The organism is Sphingomonas albertensis (assembly GCF_014358075.1).
Lineage (GTDB): Bacteria > Pseudomonadota > Alphaproteobacteria > Sphingomonadales > Sphingomonadaceae > Sphingomonas > Sphingomonas albertensis.
This window is the reverse complement of the sequence record NZ_JACONT010000020.1, coordinates 13,423-36,157: the sequence shown is the minus strand read 5'-3', so window position 1 is coordinate 36,157 and position 22,735 is coordinate 13,423. Positions and strand designations below refer to the sequence as shown.

The 22,735-nt window shown below is 64.8% G+C and carries 23 protein-coding genes, 1 pseudogene and 1 riboswitch; of the genes and pseudogenes, 13 read left to right on the top strand and 11 right to left on the bottom strand.

The genetic code is table 11. From position 1 onward, the window contains the following. Positions 1–203 precede the first annotated feature (203 nt). The 5 genes and pseudogenes from H8S47_RS10505 to H8S47_RS19230 all read left to right on the top strand — a co-directional run bounded on the left by H8S47_RS10505 (position 204) and on the right by H8S47_RS19230 (position 2,238). On the top strand, positions 204–452 hold the full coding sequence (locus tag H8S47_RS10505) for a type II toxin-antitoxin system Phd/YefM family antitoxin (protein WP_187503820.1): 249 nt from the start codon (positions 204–206) through the stop codon (positions 450–452). Then, a complete protein-coding gene (locus H8S47_RS18880; protein ID WP_328805493.1) occupies positions 449–715 on the top strand; it encodes a Txe/YoeB family addiction module toxin in 267 nt (88 codons plus the stop codon). Before H8S47_RS10505 ends, H8S47_RS18880 begins: the two co-directional genes overlap by 4 nt. A gap of 43 nt (positions 716–758) precedes the next feature. Next, a complete protein-coding gene (gene relB, locus H8S47_RS10495; RefSeq protein WP_187503818.1) occupies positions 759–977 on the top strand; it encodes a type II toxin-antitoxin system RelB family antitoxin in 219 nt (72 codons plus the stop codon). A 58-nt stretch (positions 978–1,035) separates the two neighbouring features. Then, positions 1,036–1,227, top strand: a complete 192-nt coding sequence (locus H8S47_RS10490) for a type II toxin-antitoxin system RelE family toxin (RefSeq protein ID WP_187503860.1) — start codon at positions 1,036–1,038, stop codon at positions 1,225–1,227. Positions 1,228–1,312: 85 nt separating this feature from the next. Beyond that, positions 1,313–2,238 (top strand): annotated as a pseudogene (locus H8S47_RS19230) (5'-nucleotidase). A gap of 3 nt (positions 2,239–2,241) precedes the next feature. Here H8S47_RS19230 and thiC read toward each other — a convergent pair. The 7 genes from thiC to H8S47_RS10450 all read right to left on the bottom strand — a co-directional run bounded on the left by thiC (position 2,242) and on the right by H8S47_RS10450 (position 10,592). Continuing rightward, on the bottom strand, positions 2,242–4,173 hold the full coding sequence (thiC, locus tag H8S47_RS10480) for a phosphomethylpyrimidine synthase ThiC (RefSeq protein ID WP_187503817.1): 1,932 nt from the start codon (positions 4,171–4,173) through the stop codon (positions 2,242–2,244). Positions 4,174–4,212: 39 nt separating this feature from the next. Beyond that, positions 4,213–4,322, bottom strand: a riboswitch (TPP riboswitch). Between the two features lie 432 nt (positions 4,323–4,754). Next, on the bottom strand, positions 4,755–5,633 hold the full coding sequence (locus H8S47_RS10475; protein WP_235982777.1) for an outer membrane protein: 879 nt from the start codon (positions 5,631–5,633) through the stop codon (positions 4,755–4,757). 78 nt (positions 5,634–5,711) lie between these two features. Then, positions 5,712–6,728 carry a ferritin-like domain-containing protein gene (locus H8S47_RS10470; protein ID WP_187503816.1) on the bottom strand — a complete coding sequence of 339 codons (1,017 nt, stop codon included), beginning with the start codon at positions 6,726–6,728 and terminating at the stop codon, positions 5,712–5,714. A 77-nt stretch (positions 6,729–6,805) separates the two neighbouring features. Continuing rightward, the gene (locus H8S47_RS10465) at positions 6,806–7,825 is read right to left on the bottom strand and encodes a ferritin-like domain-containing protein (RefSeq protein WP_187503815.1); all 1,020 of its coding nucleotides are present in this window, start codon (positions 7,823–7,825) and stop codon (positions 6,806–6,808) included. 660 nt (positions 7,826–8,485) lie between these two features. Continuing rightward, on the bottom strand, positions 8,486–9,349 hold the full coding sequence (locus tag H8S47_RS10460) for a MipA/OmpV family protein (protein ID WP_187503814.1): 864 nt from the start codon (positions 9,347–9,349) through the stop codon (positions 8,486–8,488). Between the two features lie 69 nt (positions 9,350–9,418). Further along, the gene (locus H8S47_RS10455; RefSeq protein ID WP_328805498.1) at positions 9,419–9,832 is read right to left on the bottom strand and encodes a DUF2141 domain-containing protein; all 414 of its coding nucleotides are present in this window, start codon (positions 9,830–9,832) and stop codon (positions 9,419–9,421) included. After that, the gene (locus tag H8S47_RS10450) at positions 9,774–10,592 is read right to left on the bottom strand and encodes a sterol desaturase family protein (RefSeq protein ID WP_187503813.1); all 819 of its coding nucleotides are present in this window, start codon (positions 10,590–10,592) and stop codon (positions 9,774–9,776) included. Before H8S47_RS10450 ends, H8S47_RS10455 begins: the two co-directional genes overlap by 59 nt. 188 nt (positions 10,593–10,780) lie before the next feature. On the opposite strand from H8S47_RS10450, the gene H8S47_RS10445 reads away from it, so the two are divergent. Then, positions 10,781–11,071: a hypothetical protein gene (locus tag H8S47_RS10445; RefSeq protein WP_187503812.1), complete on the top strand. Its 291-nt coding sequence runs from the start codon at positions 10,781–10,783 to the stop codon at positions 11,069–11,071. Positions 11,072–11,255: 184 nt separating this feature from the next. Beyond that, a complete protein-coding gene (locus tag H8S47_RS10440) occupies positions 11,256–11,468 on the top strand; it encodes a hypothetical protein (RefSeq protein WP_187503811.1) in 213 nt (70 codons plus the stop codon). Here H8S47_RS10440 and H8S47_RS10435 read toward each other — a convergent pair. Then, entirely contained in the window at positions 11,452–12,012 is a 561-nt protein-coding gene (locus tag H8S47_RS10435; protein WP_187503810.1) for a GNAT family N-acetyltransferase, read from the bottom strand. The genes H8S47_RS10440 and H8S47_RS10435 overlap by 17 nt on opposite strands. A 492-nt stretch (positions 12,013–12,504) precedes the next feature. Between H8S47_RS10435 and crtY the strand changes: the two genes are divergently transcribed. The 5 genes from crtY to H8S47_RS10410 all read left to right on the top strand — a co-directional run bounded on the left by crtY (position 12,505) and on the right by H8S47_RS10410 (position 17,578). Continuing rightward, complete coding sequence (crtY, locus tag H8S47_RS10430; protein ID WP_187503809.1) at positions 12,505–13,668, top strand: lycopene beta-cyclase CrtY; 1,164 nt, start codon at positions 12,505–12,507, stop codon at positions 13,666–13,668. Next, positions 13,665–15,143 (top strand): phytoene desaturase, encoded by a 1,479-nt coding sequence (locus tag H8S47_RS10425; protein ID WP_187503808.1) that lies wholly within the window; start codon positions 13,665–13,667, stop codon positions 15,141–15,143. The genes crtY and H8S47_RS10425 overlap by 4 nt, the downstream gene beginning before the upstream one ends. Before the next feature lie 356 nt (positions 15,144–15,499). Beyond that, positions 15,500–15,775 carry a hypothetical protein gene (locus H8S47_RS10420; protein ID WP_187503807.1) on the top strand — a complete coding sequence of 92 codons (276 nt, stop codon included), beginning with the start codon at positions 15,500–15,502 and terminating at the stop codon, positions 15,773–15,775. Between the two features lie 104 nt (positions 15,776–15,879). Beyond that, complete coding sequence (locus tag H8S47_RS10415) at positions 15,880–16,461, top strand: LOG family protein (RefSeq protein WP_187503806.1); 582 nt, start codon at positions 15,880–15,882, stop codon at positions 16,459–16,461. 169 nt (positions 16,462–16,630) lie between these two features. Beyond that, positions 16,631–17,578: a phytoene/squalene synthase family protein gene (locus H8S47_RS10410; RefSeq protein WP_187503805.1), complete on the top strand. Its 948-nt coding sequence runs from the start codon at positions 16,631–16,633 to the stop codon at positions 17,576–17,578. Positions 17,579–17,651: 73 nt separating this feature from the next. Here H8S47_RS10410 and H8S47_RS10405 read toward each other — a convergent pair whose 3' ends face one another. Further along, on the bottom strand, positions 17,652–17,882 hold the full coding sequence (locus H8S47_RS10405; protein WP_187503804.1) for a hypothetical protein: 231 nt from the start codon (positions 17,880–17,882) through the stop codon (positions 17,652–17,654). Positions 17,883–18,003: 121 nt separating this feature from the next. Here H8S47_RS10405 and H8S47_RS10400 point away from each other — a divergent pair, with 121 nt between their 5' ends. Beyond that, on the top strand, positions 18,004–19,833 hold the full coding sequence (locus H8S47_RS10400) for an ABCB family ABC transporter ATP-binding protein/permease (protein WP_187503803.1): 1,830 nt from the start codon (positions 18,004–18,006) through the stop codon (positions 19,831–19,833). Positions 19,834–20,568: 735 nt separating this feature from the next. On the opposite strand, the gene H8S47_RS10395 is transcribed toward H8S47_RS10400, so the two are convergent. Beyond that, complete coding sequence (locus tag H8S47_RS10395; RefSeq protein WP_187503802.1) at positions 20,569–21,642, bottom strand: type I restriction endonuclease; 1,074 nt, start codon at positions 21,640–21,642, stop codon at positions 20,569–20,571. Positions 21,643–21,736: 94 nt separating this feature from the next. Continuing rightward, on the bottom strand, positions 21,737–22,711 hold the full coding sequence (locus tag H8S47_RS10390; protein ID WP_187503801.1) for an aspartyl protease family protein: 975 nt from the start codon (positions 22,709–22,711) through the stop codon (positions 21,737–21,739). Positions 22,712–22,735: the final 24 nt, after the last annotated feature.

The window sequence follows — 22,735 nt, the reverse complement described above, 5'->3', positions numbered from 1 at the left end:
ATCAGATCGGGGCCGTGTAGGACAGCGCGGGGCCGCGTGTAGGACCGATTTGTGCGGGGTGTTGTCTCGGGGCATCCATCACGCGGTGCGTTGGACGGATGTGCAAAGTCGGGCGGTCACTTTTCACAAAAGCCGCCATTCGTTGAAAGTCGATGGCCTCATTGGAGATTTGACATTGGACAACGGCGGTCCATGTTTCACCCATGCAGACCGTCACCTATTCCGAAGCACGCGAGAACCTGAAGTCCGTGCTCGACAAGGTCGTGGCCGACCGAGCCCCCGTGATGATCACGCGGCAGCGCGGTGAGAATGTCGTGCTTATCTCCGCCAGCGAATGGGCCGGGATGGAGGAGACGCTCTATCTGTTGCGCTCACCCAAGAACGCCGAACGCTTGTTGGAGGCGGTCCGCGGGTTCGAGGCCGGCGAAGCCGAGGCGATATCGTTCCCGTGAACGTAGCCTTCTGGCCCACGGCTTGGGAGGACTATCGTCACTGGCAGGATCACGACGCCAAGATAATCGACAAACTGAACACGCTGATCGAGGAATGCCGACGTAATCCGTTCAAGGGCACTGGCAAGCCCGAACCGCTCGGTGGCAATCTGTCGAGCTGGTGGTCGCGCCGGATCAACCATGAGCACCGGCTGGTGTACCGCGTGACGGGAACCGGCGATGCGCAGACCTTGCAGGTTGCGCAGTGCCGGTATCATTATTGAGGCGTATCGGTCAGTCTACTGTTCTGTAGAAAAGGCAGTGATGATGTTGGCAGTTCGATTGAGCGAGCAGACCGAAGGGCGACTGGAAGCGCTTGCCGCGCGCACCGGGCGGAGCAAGACCTTCTATGCACAGGCGGCGATCGAGGCGCATCTCGACGATCTTGAAGACTTCTATCTTGCAGAGGACCGGTTACGCGATTTCCGTGAGGGTGACGCTATCCCGCTCAGTGCGCTGAAAGCAGAGCTTGGTCTGGACGATTGAGTTCCTGCCCGAGGCGGCAAAGGAACTGCGCAAGCTGGACCGGTAGGTCGCAGCTCGGATCGTCAGGACGTTGGAGGAACGGATCGCTCCGCTCGACGACCCGCGCCAGATCGGTAGCGCACCGGTTGGCGAGCATGCCGGATATTGGCGCTGGCGGATCGGGGACTACCGGGTGGTTGCGCGGATCGAGGACCAACGGGTTACGGTGCTGGTGGTGCGCGTAGCGCATCACCCGGAAGTTTATCGCTGACAACCGAATGCCAAAATTGGTCAATCATGGACTTCCTTATTAATCCTAAATAGATTGTCAGATTGACGTCTAAGGATCGAGGCTATTGTCCTATCCAATCGAGAATAAACTGGTTGTAGGCGTTACATCGACAGCTCTCTTTGATTTTTCAAAGGAGCATGCAATTTTCGTAGCCGAGGGACTGGAAGCTTTTCGCGCATTCCAAGCGGATCATCGTGCTGAAATTCCCGCGCCCGGTGCGGCATTCCCATTCATCAAACGACTGTTAAACCTCAACAAGATATTTCCCGAACAATCGCCCGTTGAGGTCGTCATGCTTTCGCGCAACGATCCGGAAGCTGGACTACGAATGATGGATGCAATGTCTCATTATGAACTTGACATATCTCGGGCTTTTTTCTGTCTGGTTCGGCGCCCTACCCGTACATGAAGGCAGTTAATGCTTGCCTGTACCTCAGCACAAACAAAGAAGAAGTCAAAGAAGCTGTCGCGGGCGGCTACCCTGCTGGGCACGTTTTACCGTGCGCTGCAGATATGGCCATGGATGACGCTACCCAACTTCGAATAGCGTTCGACTTCGACGGCGTCCTTGTCGATGACGAGGCCGAAGCCAAATATTCTGACGGCGGTCTTCCGTTATTTTTTCACAACGAAGTTCAGAAAAAGGACACGCCTTTAAAGGACGGCCCACTGATGCCGCTATTGAAACGGTTATCGGAAATTCAAAAGCTCCAAGGAGACGGTCTGTCGCACGTCAACAATCCGGAAAAAGCCATTCGGATATCTATTATCACAGCTCGCAATGCGCCGGCGCATGAGCGCCTAATAAATACTATGAAATATCTTGGCCTTGAAGTTGACGAACTATTTCTAACCGGCGGCATAGAAAAGAAGAATATCTTAGACGTTATGAAGCCTCAGATATTCTTCGATGACCAGATTGGCCACTTAACGCCTGCAGCTGCCGACACCCCATGCGTTCATATTCCGTTCGGCATTAGAAATAACTAGCCCTCACTCCGCCGGCAGGTAAATTTCGCCGCCCTTTTCGCGGAAGCGCTCGCTCATGTCAGCCATCCCCTTTTCGGCTTCGGCGTGGGCGCCCTTGGCGAAGACAGATCGGTCGATGTCGGTTTGGTCGCTGTCCGCCGCGAGGAACGTATCCGCCGGCGCGTTCTGTTTCGCCGCAAAATCCCTCACCTCCTGCGTGATTTTCATCGAGCAAAACTTAGGCCCGCACATCGAGCAGAAGTGGGCGGTTTTGGCGCCTTCTGCCGGGAGCGTCTGGTCGTGGTACTGCTCGGCCGTGTCTGGGTCGAGCGACAGGTTGAACTGGTCTCTCCAGCGGAATTCGAACCTTGCGCGGCTGAGGGCGTCGTCGCGCATCTGGGCGGCGGGGTGGCCTTTTGCCAAGTCGGCGGCGTGGGCGGCTAGTTTGTAGGTTACGACGCCGACTTTCACATCGTCGCGGTCGGGGAGGCCTAGATGCTCCTTCGGCGTGACGTAGCAGAGCATCGCGGTGCCGTACCAGCCGATCATCGCGGCGCCGATGCCGCTGGTGATGTGGTCGTAGCCGGGGGCTATGTCTGTGGTGAGTGGCCCTAGCGTGTAGAAGGGTGCTTCGCCGCAGACTTCGAGTTGCTTGTCCATGTTCTCCTTGATCTTGTGCATCGGTACATGCCCGGGGCCTTCGATCATGACCTGGACGTCGGACTTCCATGCGCGATGCGTGAGTTCGCCGAGCGTGTAGAGTTCGCTGAACTGCGCTTCGTCGTTGGCGTCGGCGATGCTGCCGGGGCGCAGGCCGTCGCCGAGGCTGTAGGCGATGTCGTACGCCTTCATGATCTCGGTGATCTCGTCGAAGCGCTCGTAGAGGAAGCTCTCCTTGTGGTGGCTGAGGCACCATTTCGCCATGATCGAGCCGCCGCGCGAGACGATCCCGGTGACGCGTTTCGCGGTCATCGGGATATAGGCGAGGCGGACGCCGGCGTGGATCGTGAAGTAATCGACGCCCTGTTCGGCCTGCTCGATGAGGGTGTCGCGGAAGATCTCCCAGGTGAGGTCTTCGGCGACGCCGCCGACCTTTTCGAGCGCCTGGTAGATGGGGACAGTGCCGATCGGGACCGGCGAGTTTCGGAGGATCCATTCGCGGGTGTCGTGGATGTTGCGGCCGGTGCTGAGGTCCATCACCGTGTCGGCGCCCCAGCGGATCGACCAGACGAGCTTGTCGACTTCGGCGGCGACGTTGCTGGCGACCGCGCTGTTGCCGATGTTGGCGTTGATCTTGACGAGGAAGTTGCGGCCGATCGCCATCGGTTCGGATTCGGGGTGGTTGATGTTGTTGGGGATGATCGCGCGGCCGCGGGCGATCTCGTCGCGGACGAACTCGGGGGTTACGTAGTCGGGGATGCTTGCGCCGAAGGATTCTCCGTCGCGAACGTAGTCTTTCAGCATGGCTCGGCCGAGGTTTTCCCGGGTGGCGACGTATTCCATTTCGGGGGTGATGATGCCGCGGCGGGCGTAGTGCATCTGGCTGACGTTGGCACCGGCGCGCGCGCGGAGGGGGCGCTTGATGGCGGCGGGGAACTGCGGGACGCCGCCGGAGCGGTCGGGGCCTAGCTGGCCGTTGTCTTCGGGGCGGAGTTCGCGGGCTTCGTAGGATTCCACGTCGCCTCGGGCTTCGATCCAGGCTCGGCGGAGTTGGGGGAGGCCGGCGTTGATGTCGATTTTCGCGCGCGGGTCGGTGTAGGGGCCGCTGGTGTCGTAGACGCGTAACGGGGGTTCGCTGCAGCTCGGGTCGAGGACGATCTCGCGCATGGCGACGCGGACGTCCGGGCTGGTGGGGACCGCGACGTGGATTTTGCGCGAGCCTCGGATCGGGCCGGTGGTGACGCCGATGTCTGCGGTTGCTGCGGGCTTTTCGGTGCGTGCTTCGTAATCGGCCATGCGCTTGCTCCTACGGGTCTCGGAGCAAGGATTGCGGTTCTGTGGCGACCGCTCCCTCCCTCCGCCGGTATCAACCGGATCAGGTTCAGCGGGTCGAAGGCTCCTGCCTTCCTCTCAAGCGCGGATTAGCGCTCCCCCGGGGTGGGGTAAGCATAGGGGGATGGGGGTGGGGTGCAATGGCAAACTTGGTGGTGTTGATCGGCGATGCACCTGCGCTTGGGGCACACCCTTCGACTTCGCTCAGGGCGAACGGGAGTGGGAGGTGGTGCCTTTTGCGATCCTCCCCCGCCAGGGGGAGGTGGCTGGCGCTTGCCAGACGGAGGGGGAGGTAAGGGAAACCTCGGCTCCGTGTCCTCCCCCTCCGTCACCTTCGGTGCCACCTCCCCCTGGCGGGGGAGGATTGAGGTTGTGCAGACAAAGGAAAAGGCCGCTGCCCTGGTTTGGGGCTGCGGCCTTTTCGACGTGTATTAGTGATCGGCATCCCCCCTCGCCCGTTCGTGCTGAGCGTAGTCGAAGCACCTGCGCTTGGGGCTTACCCTTCGACTTCGCTCAGGGCGAACGGGGATGGAGGGTGCGCTACCTCAGAACCGGAAAGAAACGGTGCCGCGGAGGCTGTGCCAGCGGAAGTTCTCATCACTGCGGCGGAAGGTGGTGCCGGCGGTGTTGGGGGCTAGCACGAACGGGTTGTTCGCCAGCAGGACCGGGCTGCCCGCAAGCGCGGTGCCGGCGGTGACCAGGACGCGAGCCTCGTCGTCCTTGTACTGGTGATAGGTGTATTCCATGCCGATCGAGATGTTCCGGGTCAGCTTCTGCTCGATGCCGCCGCCGCCGACATAGCCCCAGCGCTTGTTCGAGCCGGTGGCCGCGAACGCGTTGGCGGTGTTGGTGGTGAAGAACAGGTTGTCGATCTTGGCATAGCCGGCGCCGCCGGTGGCGTAGAACAGCGTGTTGCGCGCGGCGAGACCGGCGCGGACGCGGGCCGAAGCTTCCCACTTCAGCTTGCGCGCCATCGTGTAGCTGGCGGGCGTGGTCGAGAAGCCGGCGACGCTGTCGGTGATGTCGGACTTGCCGAATTCGCCGACCAGGCCGACCACGAACGGGCCGCTCTGCACGTCGAAGCCGGCGCGGCCGTAATAGGACCAGCCGTCATCGTCGTTGCGGCAGCCGTAATCGACGACGGCGGTGCGGGCGGAGCCGTTGCAGAAGCCCGGCGAGAAGGCGTTGCCGCCGGTGATCGTGTTGACGCTGTCGTTGAAATTGCCGTCGCCGTTGCGATCGAACAGGATCGACGATCCGACGTCGTTGGGCTGGACGTCGTAGCCGCCGGCCGCGCCGATATAGACGCCCGAGAACGGCTTGCTATCACGGTCGGTGGTCATGTCCTGCGCGGCGGCGGGAACGGCAAAAATGCCCGCGGTCGCGAGACCGGCGAGCATGGTGAGCGTCGTGAAGTGTTTCATGGTCATTCCCCAAACAAGGATCGCGGCGCTCCTGAATGCGCCGCGATCCGAGGTTTCTGTTTCAGTCTGTGACGGCGATCACGCGTTGGCGCCGCTGGTTCGGAGTGCATCGGTGCGGTTGTTGGTGCCGTTGGGGAAGAAGCCCCCGCCGATCTTTGCGGTATTGGTCAGATAGGCGATGTTGTGCACCTGCGCGATCGATCGGCTATAGGCCAGGCCGTTGGCGTCGGTCGGGACGATGTTCGACATGGTCGCATCGGTACCGGTGATGCCCTGATCGATGTCGCTGCTGCCGTCGAGGCTGTCGCGCGCGTCGCTGATCTGGCCCGCGATGGTGCGCAGCGACGGGGTCTGAAGACCCTTGCGGTACAGGATCGTGCGGATCAGGCCGGCGTGATAGGCCTCTGCCGCGAGGATGCCGGCGGCCGCCTCGAGATAGGTCTTGTTGGCGATCAGCGCCGCTGCGCCCTTGTAGGCCGAGACGCCGACGTCCTCGAAGATGTACGCGCCGAGCAGGAAGCTGTTGTCGTCGGCATAGGGGTTGAACACCTGCGATGCGGAGACGACGCCGGCGGCGCGTGCTGCGGCCGTGAACGCACCCGGTGCGGCGACCGTGCCGACCGAGATGTCGATCGCCGGCTGAGCGACGGCGGCGGTGCCGAGAGCGGTACGCAGGAACGCGACGTGCGCGACCTCGTCGATCGCGATTTCGCGCGCGTATTCACGGACGACGGCATCCTGGAACGGGACCTGCGCGCCGCCGGTGACGGCACCCTGCGTACCGGTGCCGGTGAGCAGGCTGGCGTTCAGGCCGACGCCGAACGCCGCGAACGCGTAGAACTGCGCTTCGAGATATTCGAGGTTGAGCGCGTAGTTGAGGATATCCGCGTCGTTGATCGTGGCGGCCGGGGTCGGGCTAGGGGTCGGCGTGGGAGCGGGTGCGAGATCTTCATCGTCGTTGCCGCAAGCCGCAAGCAGGCTTGCGCCACCAATGGCGAGGGCCGAGCCGCCGGCGAAGCGGAGGAAGCCGCGGCGCTCGTTACGGCGGGCGGCGATCGCGTCGAATATCTCGAGCTTGGTATTGAGATCGGTCATTGGGTTAATCCCTGAATAGCGAAGATGAGCGTTGGGCGGGGCTGAGGTGATCGGGCCGATATGGTCGGGCCGATCGATCAGGCTGCCGCAGTGCTCGTCTTGATGTTGCCGGCCATGCCGTTCGGGAAGAACCCGCCGGCCGATGCCGCACCGCTGTTGAGATAGACGATGTTGAGCACCTGGCTCACCGAGCGGCTGTAAGCGACGCCGTTGCTGTCGAGCGGGACGATGTTCGACACGGTCACCGCGGCCTGCGTGGTGGCGAGGTTGATCGGCGTCGCGCTGTACGACGAGATGCCCTGATCGATGTCGTTCGCACCGAAGATCGTCGTGTTGGCGCCGCCACCGTCGAGGCTGTCGCGCGCGCGCGAGATGGCATCGGCGGAGGTGCGCAGCGACGGGGTCGCGATGCCCTTGCCGTACAGCGTCGTGCGGACGATCGCGGCGTGATACGCCTCGACCGCGAGCAGGCCGGCGGCGGCCTCGAGATACGCCTTGCTGGTCAGCAGCGGGGCAGCACCCTTGTACGCGGTCACGCCGACGTCCTCGAAGATGAACGCGCCGAGCAGGAACGCCTCGTCGGTGGCGTAGGGATCGAACGCGGTGCCGGCGGGGACGAGCCCGGCGGCCTGGGCGGCGAGCGAAAAGGCGCTGGTCGGCGAGACGCTGACGTCGATCACCGGCTGCGCGACGGCGGCGGTGCCAAGCGCGGTACGGAGGAACTTGACGTGGGCGATCTCGTCCTGGGCGATTTCGCGGGCGTATTGCGAGACGATCGGATCGGTGAAATTGACCTGGCGACCGCCGCGGACCGCACCCTGGGTGCCGGAACCGCCGAGCAGGCTGTTGTCGAGCCCGGTGCCATAGGCGGCGTAGGAATAGAATTGCGCCTCGAGATATTCGAGGTTGAGCGCGAAGTTCAGGACGTCGGCGTCGGTGACGGACTGGGCCGCCGCGACGCTGGACATCGACAATGCGGTCGCACCGGCCGCGGTGATCGCAGCGGCGCCTAGCGCATTTTTGAAGAACTCACGCCGCTCGCTGCGCCGTTCCACTCGCGCATCGAGGGCTTCGATCAGGTGCACGCTCTCGGTCATATCAGGGTCCTCCCCTTGTTGTTGCAGACGTCGGAGTTATTGAAACAATCGAACAGTCCGGACCGATCAGAGCAACACCCTGTCGCCAAGGCCCGACTCGTAACGCGCTCTATTGCGGGCAAAAATCTGCCGTCCAATTCGAGGAACGGACGCCAAGGGGAAATGGACGCAGCATTAACGGCAACGTCGTGAAATAAATTTCAGGTGGGGTGGGGGTGTTTTGGAGCGGCGGCGGGGTGGCCTTGCGCGGGCGCTCGAGGCGGGTTCGCGGGAGCGTTCGGAAGATCGGGTCGCGGCGGTTTTGCGGCAGCTTTAGTGGCTGGCGTCGCGGAAGCTTTGGGTCGCGTCGGCCGCGGCAGTTTTAGTGGCCGGCTGGCTCTCGTCGGTAGGAAGTCGCTGGCGGTTGAGGCCTTGCGGTCTACTTTCCCCTTCCCTTCAGGGTAGGGGTTTTTCGTCGGAGCTCTGCCTTACGATCCTCCCCCGCCAGGGGGAGGTGGCGCCGTAGGCGACGGAGGGGGAGGACACGGAACCGGCGTTTGCGCTACCTCCCCCTCCGTCTGGCAAGGGCCAGCCACCTCCCCCTTGCGGGGGAGGATCGTGAGGTCCGGGGTTTGTCTTCGGTTTGGCCGCTATCAGATCGGGCTGGTCGGGCCGCCTGGATCAGAAGGTGTAGGTCAGGCCCACGGCGCCGAGCCACTGGTCGGCATCGCCGACGTCGGCGACGATCGGGCTGTCCTTGTACTTGCCGACCATGCGGCCGTAGAGCACGCCGGCACCGACACCGAGGCCGTGGCGGAGATCGCCGGACAGGCTCTGCACCACGAACAGCGATGCGTTGACGCGGCGGAAACCGCTGTCGTTGACGTCGTAGGTGCGCAGGCCGCTGGCGAGCGAGCCGATCGGCGTCACCGCCGCATAGGTGCGGCCGAAGCCCTTGCCGGCATAATCCGCCGACACGCCGAGCGAGACGAGCGTGCGCACCGACAGCGGCGTGGTGTAGTTCACCTGCGGCGTGATGACGTAGCTGTCGTACGTGCCCGACACGTCGTGGACATAGGCGACGCGCGCGGTGAGCGTGTCGTAGTCGCTTGTGATGACGCCGGTCCGGGCGACGCCGACATAGCCGCCCAGCTCATAGGCAGTGTCGATCTTGCCGAGTGCGCGGACCTGGCGGTTGTCGATGTCGCCGGTGCGATCGCGACGGACGCCGCCGATGACGCCGAGTTCGAAATTGGTGCCGACCTCGCCCGTGTTGGGGATCAGGTTGAAATAAAGCTGCGTGCCGCGGAGGAAGAAGTCATGGCCGCGGACCGTGCCGACGAACGCACCGGCGGGCGTGAAGGAATTGCTGTCGGCACCCTCGTAATCGGGCATCGACACCACGCCGAGCGCGACCGTGACGCGGTTGTTGTCGCGGGGATCGGTGATCGGCGGCGACGGGTTGGGGTCCGTCTGGGCGAGCGCAGGCGTGGCGATCGCGAGCACCGCGATTGCGGCAGACGTGAAGAGAGAGAATGCGCGCAAGGAAATGCTCCGGACAAAAAGGTTCCCCGTCGCAACGCGGTGAAACCGTTTTCGGTCCGTTAGGATCGGTCAGAAGATGTAACGCATTTTCACCTGTTGCAATTCGGCATCACCGGCAACCATGAACCGGGCGGCGGAAAAGCGTGGCGGACCGAACCGCACGGCGGCGTTGCGCGAGAAGCCGTAACCCTCGCGCGGGATGCCGGCGAGCGTATCGAGCTTGGCGTTGTTGTTCTCGTCGTGGATCACCGCGAGCGCATAGCCGCGCTGGGGCAACCCCGGGAAGCTGGTGGTGTGGACACTGGCGGGCAGCGACCGGGTCAGCGCGTTGGCATCGTCGACGCAGGCGGGGAAATTGTCGGGATCCGCGGTGAGGCAGATCCGGATCATGCCCTTTGCCGAGCGGAGATTGTCGATCTCTACGTCAAGCCGCGTGACGGGGGCTGCTGCTGCCAGCGTCAGCCACGCCAGCGCGCCCGCCACTGTCAACGGCAGACGCGACACGGGCGGCAGCTTTCGCGTGCGATTTGGTGAAGTCGCCGAGTCCCTTGTCGGTGCCGCAGAGCCGATCCCAAAAGCGGAAATAGAGGCCATAGTTGCACCCGTATTGTTCGTGATGGCGCTGATGATGGCTCGCCGTGATCAGCCAGCCGCCCAGTGCGCCCCGCCACATGAACCGGGGGAAAACCTCCCACCCCATGTGATTGGTTACCCCCATAACGGTCATGATCGTCAGTACCAGACCCAGTGAGCCGACATGGATCGGAATCAGGAAGACCAGTAGCGGAATTATCACGGCGCCGGTGATCGCCTCGATCGGATGGAACGCCATCGCCGCCCACGCGGTCGGCGGGCGACTGGCGTGATGCACCGCATGCGCGAGCTTGAAGGGCTTCGGCCGATGCATCCAGCGATGCGTCCAGTAGAACCAGGTGTCGTGCGCGACCAGGAAGGCGAGCACCGACACCGGCAGGTACCAGAGCGGGTAAGCGTGGACGTCGGTATAAATCTGCGTCCAGCCGCGATTTTGCCAGCCCCAGGCGACGATTCCTGCAGGTATGCCGTAGATCGCGGCGGAGGCGATGCTCCACCAGATCTCGCGCCGCATCTGCGCGTCGAGCCCGCGGTAGAGCCCGGGATGTCGCGCGCGCGTGGCCGCGGCGAACGCGCCGGAGACGATGAGATAGCGGACCCCGACGATGGCGGTCATTGCCAGCGCGGAGAGGAGGATGGCGAGCCACATGAGGCGCTTATAGGGGATTATGGGGTGTTGGGTAATGGGGGTTGTGGGGTGAGTGTGATGCAGAAATCGAAGCTTCTGCATCGATAGGGACGCGCCGACTTGTTCGCCTCCATTCCCGTCCAAGCCGTCGATATCCACCCGGACTCCGAACCTGCTGGCGTGGCGAAACGCTTATGCTAGTGTCGGCCATGATCTTTATCGCGCTTACAGTATTTCTTCAGAGTGCTCCGGGGCTGACGGCGCCGCCGGTGATCGTGCGACCGCCGAAAGACAGCGCCGTGTCGAAGCCGCTCCGTGCAGTGGGGGATACTCTCGAACTGGTCGGCCACTGCTCGCGCTTCATAGCGCCGGCCGACATGAAAAAGTTCATGTTCGTTGCCACATCGGTTCCGGCAGACGAACCGTATCTCATGAGCCGGCTCGGCAAGGGCTCGCAACGTCCCGAGACCGACGCATGGTGCGCCGCGCGGCTTAAATAAGCCGGGAAGCCGTCTCGCAAATCGGACGAGAGCGACCAAGCCTGTTGCAACAGGCTGCACGCGTCGCGGTGCTTTTTTGCTTTTCCAGAGAATCTGTTGGGTGTGCGATAGGCTCTATGCAGTGGGCGGAAAGATGGTAGCCTCACCTCCAGAGCAGGATGACCTGCCAATCGGAGAGTGATGCATGGCAGACCACAGCGCCGCGCGCGGGGATATTGGTGGCGAGACCGGCCGGGATATTCGCGAGGATATCGGCAAGGACCACAAGGGGCTGATCTATGTGATCGCCGGGACCATATTGGCCCTGGGGCTGGTGTTGATGGCGTTCTACGACCGCGCGGGCGATCCGATGCCGATCGCTGCGGTGCAGACGCCGGTCGTCACCGCGCAGCAATAGCCGCGGGTTCCGCCGCCCGCGCGCGGCGGTCGAAGATCAGGATCGGCGCGTCCCGGTAGGTGCCCGTGGTGCGCAGGCGGTAGCCCAGGCGCTCGGCGAGGCGGATCGACGGGGCGTTGGTGGGGTCTATGATGCAGGTCGTCGCGGGGATGCGCGCGTCGGTCCAGGCGAGGATCGCGGCGAGCGCTTCGGACGCATAGCCCTGGCCTTGCGCGGCGCCGGTGAGGGTCCAACCCATTTCTGGTGCGGCGTCGATCGAGGGCTCGATCGCGCGGCGGGCCTCGATCAGGCCTAGCTCGCCGATCAACGCGCCGGTCGCGGTGTCGCGCGCGATCCAGCTGCCATAGCCGAACAGCGTCCACTGGCCGATCGAGCGGAGCAGGCGGATCCAGACGTCCTCGCGGGGGCGGGGCTGGCCGCCGATCATCGTGTAGACGCGCGGATCGGTCCACATCGCGGCGCAGTCCTCGAGGTCGGTCGCGGCGTGGCCGGTCAGGGTCAGGCGGGCGGTGGTGAGCGTGGGGGCGGATGCGGGCGTGGGCATTTGCACGGCTTAGGGGCGATTGCGATGGAGGGGTATCCGTTGCGGAGTGTTCTCGCTGTCCCGGGTGAGAGGCGTATTCGTTGCCGGATTCCATTGCCGGGAATGAAAAGGGTATCCGTGGCCGGGCATTCCCCCCCTCCCTGGAAGGGAAGAGGCGGGGGTGGGTTTGCCGGCTTGAGCCACGCGCGTTCGACTATGCGGACGCCGACCCACCCCCAGCCCCTCCCTTCCAGGGAGGGGGGCAGGTTCACCTCTCCTTACAGGGCGGAGTAGCCGTTGCCGGGTTTCCTCCTCCCTTCCAGCGAGGGGCGAGGACGCGGAATGGCGGTTTCTCTTTCCTCCCCCTCCATCTGGCGAGTGCCAGCCACCTCCCCCTGGCGGGGCAGGATCGTAAGCCGGCCCCCTGCCCGCCCCGGCAACGCAGGTTGTCTTCGCGTGTGATTGCTTTGCAAAGGTTGTTTTCGAGGCTCTCGCTTTGCGCTAGTCGGAGGCATGGCATCGACGATCTCCTGCGACGTCGCGATCGTTGGCGCGGGTTTGGCCGGCGGGATGATCGCGCTGGCGCTCAAGGCCAGGCATCCGGCACTGGACGTGCGGCTGATCGACGCCGCGCCGGTGGTCGGCGGCAATCATCTGTGGTCGTTCTTTGGCAGCGACGTGGCGCAAGGCGATCGCTGGATCGTCGCGCCGCTCGTGGTGCATGCGTGGCAGGGCTACGACGTGCGCTTTCCGGACCATGCACGGACGATCGACGCCACCTATTATTCGATCGAGAGCGAGCGGCTCGACCGCGAGGTGTGCCGCGTGCTGCCGCCGCATGCGCTGATGCTCGGGCGGAAGGTGTCGGGCGCGAGCCCGACCGCGGTGGTGCTGGCGGATGGCGACCGGATCGAGGCGACCGGCGTGATCGACGCGCGCGGGCCGGGCGACCTGTCGCTGCTCGATCTCGCGTGGCAGAAGTTTCTCGGGCGCGAGCTGGCGTTGAGCGTGCCGCACGCAAGCCCGCGGCCGATGGTGATGGATGCCACCATTCCGCAGATCGACGGGTATCGGTTCGTCTACTGCCTGCCGTTCAGCGCGGAGCGGATGTTCGTCGAGGACACCTATTATAGCGACACGCCCGATCTCGATATTCCCGTGCTGGGCGCGCGGATCGACGAATATGTCGCCGAGCGTGGTTGGTCCGTGGCTAACGTAGAGCGCGAGGAATCGGGTGTGCTGCCGGTCGCGATGGGCGGAGATTTCGAGGCGTATTGGCGGTCGGGCGGCGCGCATGTCGCCAAGGCGGGCATGCGCGCGGGGATGTTCCACCCGACCACCGGCTATTCGCTGCCCGATGCGGTGCGGACCGCGGCGATGCTGGCCGACCTCAGCGATTTCTCGGGCGCGACCCTTCATGACGCGACGCATGAAATGGCGCGCGCGACGTGGCAAAGCCGCGGCTTCTACCGGATGCTCGACACGATGTTGTTCCGCGCCGCCGAGCCGGAGGAACGCTACCGCATCCTCGAACGCTTCTACCGCCTGTCGCCTGCACTTATCGGGCGGTTCTATGCCGGACGGTCGACGATGACCGACAAGGCCCGAGTCCTTACCGGCAAGCCGCCAGTCCCCATCTCGCGCGCCGTTCGCGCCATTATCGGAGCACGCTCTTGAAGACCGCAATAGTCATCGGCGCAGGATTTGGCGGCCTCGCGCTCGCGATCCGGCTGCAATCCGCGGGCGTGCAGACGACGATCGTCGAAAGCCGCGACAAGCCGGGTGGGCGCGGCTATTTCTGGGAGCGCGACGGGTTCACGTTCGATGCGGGCCCGACCGTCATCACCGATCCCGATTGCCTGCGCGAATTGTGGGCGCTGAGCGGGCGCGACATGAGCGAGGACGTGACGCTCGATCCGGTGCTGCCGTTCTACCGCCTGAACTGGCCCGACGGGACGAATTTCGACTATACCAACGACGATGTGCAGATGCGCGCCGAGATCGAGAAGCTGCATCCCGGCGACTGGGCGGGGTACGAGAAGTTCCTGCAATATTCGGCAGGTGTCTTCCATGAAGGCTATGAGAAGCTCGGCCACGTCGCGTTCCTCGACTTCGGGTCGATGATCAAGGCGGCGCCGGCGCTGGCGAAATACCAGGCGTGGCGGTCGGTCTATTCGATCGTGTCGAGCTTCGTGAAGTCGGAGAAACTGCGCGAGGCACTGTCGTTCCACACGCTGCTGGTCGGCGGCAATCCGATGACGACGAGCGCGATCTATGCGCTGATCCACAAGCTGGAGCGTGACGGCGGGGTGTGGTTCGCGCGCGGCGGGACCAACCGTCTGGTCGCGGCGCTGGTGACTCAGTTCGAGCGGCTGGGCGGCGTGTTGCGGCTCGACGATCCGGTGACGTCGATCGAGACGCTTGGCGACCGCGCGACCGGCGTGACGACCGCGAGCGGCTGGTCGGGTCAGGCGGATGCGATCGCGGCGAACAGCGACATCATGCACACCTATCGCGACCTGCTGGCGACCTCGCGCAGCGCCAAGCGCAAGACCGGGTCGCTCGAGCGGAAGAAATATTCGCCATCGCTGTTCGTGGTGCATTTCGGGATCAAGGGCACCTGGCCGGGCATCCCGCACCACATGATCCTGTTCGGGCCGCGCTATAAGGGGCTGCTCGAGGATATCTACGATCACGGCGTGCTGAGCGAGGACTTCTCGCTGTACCTGCATCATCCGACCGTGACCGATCCTTCGCTGGCGCCGGAGGGGCATTCTACCTTCTACGCGCTGGCGCCGGTGCCGCACATGGGGAAGTTCCCGGTCGACTGGGACGAGATCGCACCGATCCTGGAGAAGCGCATCCTCGACGAGATCGGGCGGCGGTTGATCCCGGATATCCATGAGCGGATCGTGACCAAGTTCTCGTACGCGCCGAAGGATTTTGCGCAGGATCTCAATGCGCATCTGGGAAGCGCGTTCTCGCTGGAGCCGGTGCTGACGCAGAGCGCGTATTTCCGGGTGCACAATCGCGACGAGCATATTCCGAACCTGTACTTCGTGGGGGCTGGGACGCATCCGGGTGCGGGGATTCCGGGGGTCGTCGGGAGTGCGAAGGCTACGGCTCGGTTGATGCTTGGGGGCGAGAAGTAAGGTTTGTTCGCGCGGAGACGCGGAGACGCGGAGGTGTTGCGCTTGTCGCGTCGCGACCGTGTCTCCAGCGATTTGCGGGACGAGGGTGAAGACAGCGCGAGCGCTGTCCGGAAGGCGACACCTCCGCGTCTCCGCGTCTCCGCGTGAACCCATTTCGCCTACCATGTCCGAAACGGAGCGGTTGTGCGGCGCTTTGCCTGTGCGCGCCGCGCCGCCAGGAGACGGGCCACCGAAATGGGCGGATCGTCGATAGCCGCCTGCGGACCTTCCGCTAGCCTTCCTTGCGAGCGGCGGTGCCGGCGAAACATACGTATCGCCTCATCCGGCCGCTCGTTCAAACGTGGAAGGATGCCGATATGACCATCACCGTGAACCAGCAGGAATGGGGTACACTGACTGCCGATCAGCAGAGCCTGATCGCCAGCATCATCAGCGAGAATTTCAAGGGCGAGACGATCGAACCCGCAAGCAGCGGCGTATCGGCGACGGCACAGGTCGGCGGCATTTGCCAGACGGGGTGCGACATCGCCCAGGCAGCGGCGATCTCGCTGTGCGGCAGGCTCCCGTTCGGTCAGGGCATCTGCATTTCGCTGGCGAAAACGGCCGGCGATGCTTGCCGGAGCGCTTGCTGATCGACCGATCGTCCGGATCGGCTGTGCATGGTGCCGGTCCGGATACCGGGTTCGACGATGTTCGCATGCTTGTGGCGCGTGCTCGCATCTCGTAGCGAGGCGGCATGAAACGTCTTGCTGTGTATTGCGGGTCGGCGACGCCGGCCGATCCAACTTATATCGAGGGCGCCCGGGCGCTGGGGCTGGCTTTTGCCGAGCGGGGGATTGGCCTCGTGTATGGCGGCGGGCGGACCGGGCTGATGGGCGCGATCGCCGATGGCGCGCTCGAGGGTGGTGGCGAGGTTATCGGGGTCATTCCGCAGGCGCTGGTCGATGCGGAGGTCGCGCATCGGGGGCTTACCGAGTTGCACGTCGTGACCGGCATGCATCAGCGGAAGCAGATGTTCACGGACTTGAGCGACGGGTTCGTGACGATTCCGGGCGGGACCGGCACCATGGACGAGCTGTGGGAGGCGCTGAGCTGGGCGCAGCTTGGCTATCATGCGGATCCGGTGGGGCTGCTGAATACCGCTGGGTATTACGATCACCTGATCGCGTTCTGGGAAAAGATGGGCGAGGTCGGGTTTTTGCGGGCGCAGCACCGGGATCTGCTGATCGTGGCGGATACGCTGGACGTGCTGCTCGACCGGATGGCCGCTCACGTGCCGACGCAGCCGATCGTGCGGATGAACGCGTCGGATTTGTGAAGTTGACGGCTCGCTCCAGCACCTGCGGCCACCCCGAAGCTCGCCGCCACCCCGGCGGAGGCCGGGGCCCAGTTGGGAAGGCCGCAGTAACGACGCGCACCGCCAGCCAAGTCTTGTACCCCAACTGGGCCCCGGCCTCCGCCGGGGTGGTTGTGTTGGAGGGTAGGTTATGACCTCCCCCCTGCCCTCCCGCGAGGCGATCGTTGCTACCGCGCATGAGTCGATCGCGCGCGGGTCGAAGAGTTTTGCTGCCGCCAGCCTGTTGTTCGACAAGCCGACGCGAGAGCGTGCCTGGCTGCTGTATGCGTGGTGCCGGCGGTGCGACGATATCGCGGACGGGCAGGATCATGGGCATGGCATGACCGTCGTCGAGGACGCCCCGGCTCGGCTGGTGGCGCTGTCGGCGATGACCGAGCAGGCGCTCGCGGGCGACTATGTCGGCGAACCGGCGTTCGATGCGCTGCGTATATTCGCTGCCGAAACCCGGCTGCCGAAGCGGTTCGCGCGCGATCTGGTCGAGGGGTTTGCGCTGGATGCGCGCGAGTGGCGGCCGCGGTCTGAGAACGACCTCTACAAATATTGCTACCATGTCGCGGGCGTCGTCGGGTGCATGATGGCGATCGCGATGGGCGTCGACCCGGACGACGAGGACACGCTCGATCGCGCGTGCGACCTGGGGATGGCGTTCCAGCTCGCCAATATCGCGCGCGACGTCGAGGAGGATGACCGGGTCGGGCGGTGCTATCTGCCCGAGGACTGGCTGGTCGAGATGGACTTCCCGCCGGGGCAGCACATGAAGCCGCCGTTCCGCTCGCGGCTCGCGGTGCTGACGAAGCGGATGGCGGATCGGGCTGCGGCGTTCGAGGCGAGTGCGCGCGAGGGGACGCCGGCGTTGTCGTTCCGCTCGGCTTGGGCGGTGCTGTCGGCGGCGGGGATCTATGGCGCGATCGGGCGGACCGTGGCCGCTCGGGGGGAGCATGCGTGGGACCACCGGGTGACGACCTCGGGGATGCAGAAGCTGGGGTTTATCGCCAAGGCGGCGCGCGAGGCGGCGCGGCGGGAGACGCTGTATCCGCGGGCGCCGAGGGATGCACGGTTGTGGACGCGGCCACGGTAACTACCGGCGTCTAGTTTGTTCTCTCGCGAAGGCGGGAGTCCAGTCTGTGTCCCCGCCTCCGCGGGGAAACAGTTTAGCCCTGCGGCTTGGCCTTGCCGGCCTTAGCCATGATCACGCCGCTCGCACGGCAGTTCGCACCGATCATCGGATAGGGAACATCGGTGTTCTGCGCTAGCTGGTCGGGGAGTGCCGCGCGGCACTGCGCCATCGTCTCGTAGCGCGCCGGGATCACGCGCGCCTCGGTGCAGTTCAAATTGCCGTCGCCGCAACCCATGATCGCCATGACGTAGAACAGCGGTTCCATTTCACTCTCCGGTTGCGACACGCCGTTGCGGCAGGACGTACCGATAAAAGCGATGAAGCGGCAGGATTGTTCCCCCAACTGCTTTTACCGGGGCTTGACTGCGCCTACATCGCATCGATCCATGCCCCCTGATACCTACACCTCCACCCGCGCGGACCAGCCTTTGCTGCCGACGCTTCGCCGCTTCCTGCCGTTCCTGTGGCCGGCGGGGCAGCCCAAGCTGAAGGCGCGGATCGTCGTCGCGATGCTGCTCGTGATCGCCTCGAAGCTGATCCAGGTGTTCGGCGCCGCGTTCACGCTGAAATACGCGGTCGACCGGATGGCGGGGAACGATCGCGGGGCGCTGACGCTCGTCGTGCTGCTGGTAGTCGGGTACGCGGCGTCGCGGTTCGGGACGACGCTGTTCGACAATCTGCGCAACGCGGTGTTCGAGCGCGTCGGACAGGATGCGTCGCGGCGGCTGGCGGCGCAGGTGTTTCGCCATCTGCATGCGCTGAGCCTCGACTTTCATCTGTCCAGGCGGACGGGCGCGGTCACCAAGGTGGTCGAGCGGGGGACGAAGAGCATCGACACGATGCTGTATTTCCTGCTGTTCAACATCGCGCCCACCGTGTTCGAACTGGTGCTGGTGCTCGGGCTGTTCTGGACCAAGTTCGGCTGGCCGCTGGTCGTCGCGACGATGGTGATGGTCGTCGGCTATATCCTTTTCACGCGGATGGTGACCGACTGGCGCAATGCGCTGCGTGCGCGGATGAACGACCTCGATACCGGGGCGGTCGCGCATGCGGTGGATTCGCTGCTGAATTTCGAAACGGTGAAGTATTTCGGCGCGGAGGAGCGCGAGGCGCGGCGCTACGACAGCGCGATTACTGCGTATTCCGAGGCGGCGGTGAAGAGCGAGAATTCGCTCGCGTGGCTGAACCTCGGCCAGGCGCTGATCACCAATGTGATGCTGGCGGGCGGCATGGGGTTCGTCGTGTGGCGGTGGAGCCGCGGGGAGGCGTCGGCGGGCGACGTGGTGTTCGTGTCGACGCTGCTGGCACAGCTGTTCCGGCCGCTCGACCTGTTGGGGATGGTGTATCGCACGATCCGGCAGGGCGCGCTCGACATGGCGGCGATGTTCGACCTGATCGATACGCCCGCCACGGTCGTTGACGCGCCGGGTGCGCCTGCGCTGGCGGTAAGCGCGGGGCATGTGCGGTTCGAGGGGGTGTCGTTCGGGTATGATGCGGGGCGGCCGATCCTGCGCGACCTGGAGCTGGACGTGCCGGCCGGATCCACCTTGGCTGTCGTTGGGCCGTCGGGGGCGGGGAAGTCGACGCTCGCGCGGTTGCTGTACCGGTTCTACGACCTGACGGGCGGGCGAATTACCGTCGATGGGCAGGATATCGCGCAGGTGCGGCAGGCGTCCTTGCGCGCCGCGATCGGGATCGTGCCGCAGGATACGGTGCTGTTCAACGACACGATCGGGTACAATATCGCCTATGGTCGCGAGGGTGCGGAGATGCCTGAGGTCGAGGTTGCGGCCAAGGGTGCGGCGATCGCGGGGTTCATCGAGCGCCAGCCGCTCGGGTACGAGACGCGGGTCGGCGAGCGCGGATTGAAGCTGTCGGGTGGCGAGAAACAGCGCGTGGCGATCGCGAGGACGCTGCTGAAGAACCCGCCGATCCTGATTTTGGACGAGGCGACGAGCGCGCTGGATAGTCGCACCGAGGCGGAGATCCTCGATACGCTGGAGGCGATCGAGCGCGGGCGGACCACGATCGTGATCGCGCACCGGCTTTCCACGGTGGTGCATGCGGACCAGATCGTTGTGCTGGAGGCGGGGCGGATCGTCGAGAAGGGCACGCATGCGGATCTGCTCCGGCAGGACGGCGTGTATGCGGAGATGTGGAACCGGCAGGCGCAGGAGCGGGCTGGCGAAGCGGACGGGGCGCTGGCGGCGGAGTAGGGCGTGAGCCTCAGGCACCTGGTGTAACGGCGAACGCTCGCCATACCACACGCCGTCACCCCGGACCTGTTCCGGGGACCACCGTTCCGCAAACTCTCGCGCGTTTCGAGTTCGGGGACGGGTGGATGCCGGAACGAGCCCGGCATGACGGGGGAGTGTTCTCAGCCAGCCCGCCCTCCCCGGCGGAGGCCGGGGTCCGGTTGGCAAGCGCTGCTGGCAACGGTGGCGCTCCGTTACTGTGACCTCTCCAACTGGGCCCCGGCCTCCGCCGGGGTTGTGTAGCTGCTTGGATGACGTGAAACCGGGCAGTTCCGGGGGCCACCGTGCCGTGCGACTTGCGCTCAGTGGGTATGCGGAACGGTGGATGCCGGAACGAGTGCGGCATGACGGAGGGCAGTGGGTCGTGCTCGCGATGGCGCTAGCGTTGTTCGAGCGGCCCCTTTTCCCTTGGCACCTCCCCGGCGGAGGCCGGGGCCCAATTGGGGGACGTTGCTGACGAAGGGCAGCGCGTCATTATTGCCACCTTTCCACTTGGGCCCCGGCCTCCGCCGGGGTGGGTGTGGGATGGGTGCCGGGGTGGAGCCCAAAAGGCGATCGTCGCGGTGCAGGCAATCTCCTCTGTTCCCTCGCGAACGCGGGGGGCCAGGAATCACGAGCGATGGCGTTGCCTGGTCCTGGCCCCCCGCGTTCGCGAGGGAACGAAAGAAGGAGAGCGGGGGCTAGGCGCCGCATCCATTACGCCGGGATCGACGGATCCAGTTCGCGCAACCGTGCCTCGATCGCGCTCGAATATTGATAGATGTGCGTCAGGTCCGACAGCAAATGCCGCGTCTCGTCCTTCCCCGCGAACATCCCGAGATACTTGGTCGTAATCCCGTTGAAGTGCATCCGCGCGACCGTCTTGCGGTTGTTGTCGTCGAGCAAAATCGCGCAATACGACTTCGCGTCGCGGACGATCACGCGTTTCGGGTCGACCAGGCGCGAGGCGATCGCCTGGATGATGTGGAAGCCGGAAATCTCCTCCTGCGTGGTGACGATGCCGTCGCCGTCGGACGGATCGTCGGACGCGCCCACGGGCAGATCCTCGACCGGGCTCGACGCCTTCAGGGCGGACGACAGGCGTTCGTTGACGAAATCGCGGATCAGCGCGGCGATTGCGGGCGCGAGGAGCTTGGCGAAACCGTCCTTGATCGCCGGCGTCAGGCGCCCGCCATGGACGCGCTGCGCCATCATCCGGACGAACTCGTCGGAGGGTTCGGCGAACTCCTTCTCCAGTTCGAGGCGGATCAGCGACTGCGTCTTGAGGTTGCCGGCCTCCTGGACGATCTTGTCGATGTCGAACGCGGCCTTGGTGAATTTCTCGAGCGTGCGAATGTCGGCGGGCTTGATCGCGTCCATCGTAAAGGTGAAGAACGGCTTGTCGTCCATCTTGTTCGGGCGCTCGATGTCCGAATAGAAGTGGTAGACGACGCCGTTGGTGAGCACCGCGAGGCGCGCGTCGGTGACGCTGAAATAGCGAAACAGCTGGCCCGCGTGGTTGACGTTGAGTTGCACCGAGGACGGCTTGCACTCGATCAGGATCGACACTTTCCCGCCCGCGCAGATCGCGTAGTCGACCTTCTCGCCCTTCTTGGTGCCGACGTCGGCGGTGAATTCGGGGACGACCTCGGACGGGTTGAACACGTCGTAGCCGAGTGACTGGAGGAACGGCATGACGAGCGCGGTCTTCGCCGCTTCCTCGGTCAGCAGGACTTCGCGGTGTTCGATCGTGCGCTTCTGCAGCTCGGCCAGCCTGATGCTCAGTTCCATGCGCGTCCCCCCGGATTGTACGGGGGAGGATGCAGGGACGAAGGGTCGCGGTCCATGATCGGACCGCGGCAGACTGGCCGGATATCGACGGAGTTTATGCGCAGGTAAGGCTGATCTGCTTGGCGGGTTTGTCGAAGACGATGGCGGAGCAGCGATCGAGCAGGTCTGCGCCGAGCGTCAGGCGGTCGCGCTTGGGGTCGCGTTTGCCCTTGGCGGTGACGACGATCTCGTCGGGGTCGGGCGGTGCGGCGTCGGCTTCGGGGATCGCGGCAGCGCTGCCGACGTCGCTGGTGCGGACGCCGAGTGTCGACAGCAGCAGCGGCCCGACCGCGAGCGGAGTGGCGAGCGTCATCGTCCGTACCGGCCGCGCGATGCCGAAGGCGATCTCGACCGGTTCGGCACTGCCGGTGAGCGTGCCGCGCTGTGCCTCGGCGATCAGCGATGCGGCGTTGGCGGTGACGGTTGTGCGCGGGTGATAGGGGTCGAAGCGGATTCGGACGGGCTGGCCGCCGATGATGATCTGCGCGAACTCGCCCGACAGCCGCCCGAACACGCCGCCGCCATCGACCATCGGCAGCGCAACCGTCCGTTCGCCCGCGCGGGACGCATGGAGGGCGATGCGCACGACGGATTCGGGGAGCGATCCCGGCCCCATGCTGCCATCGCCGACGGTCGCATAGGCACGGCCGATCCAGCGCGCGTCGATCGCGACCTTCTTGCGGCTGGGAAAGCCGATCCGGCGTTTCACGCGGGTGGCGCCGAGCGTCATCGGCCGCACAGTCGTAGCTTGCATCGCGCCTTGCCCGCCCACCGAATAGCCGAGCTCCATCACCCCGCCTTTCAACCCGAGCCGGTCGGCGGCGGCGGTGGTCATCAGGACGAGCCCGGGAGCGCCGGGATCGACGCGCAGCGTAACCGGCGTGCCGTTGATCGTCGCGGCGATCATGCCACCGATGGGCACGTCGCGAACCGGCGTTTCCTTGTCAGCGGCGGAGGCCGGGCTTCCGATCGGGAAGAGCGCGACCGAGAGGAACGCCGCGACACCGCCGCGAAAAATTGAGCCTGTCACGCCATTCCTCCCGAACCGATGCGA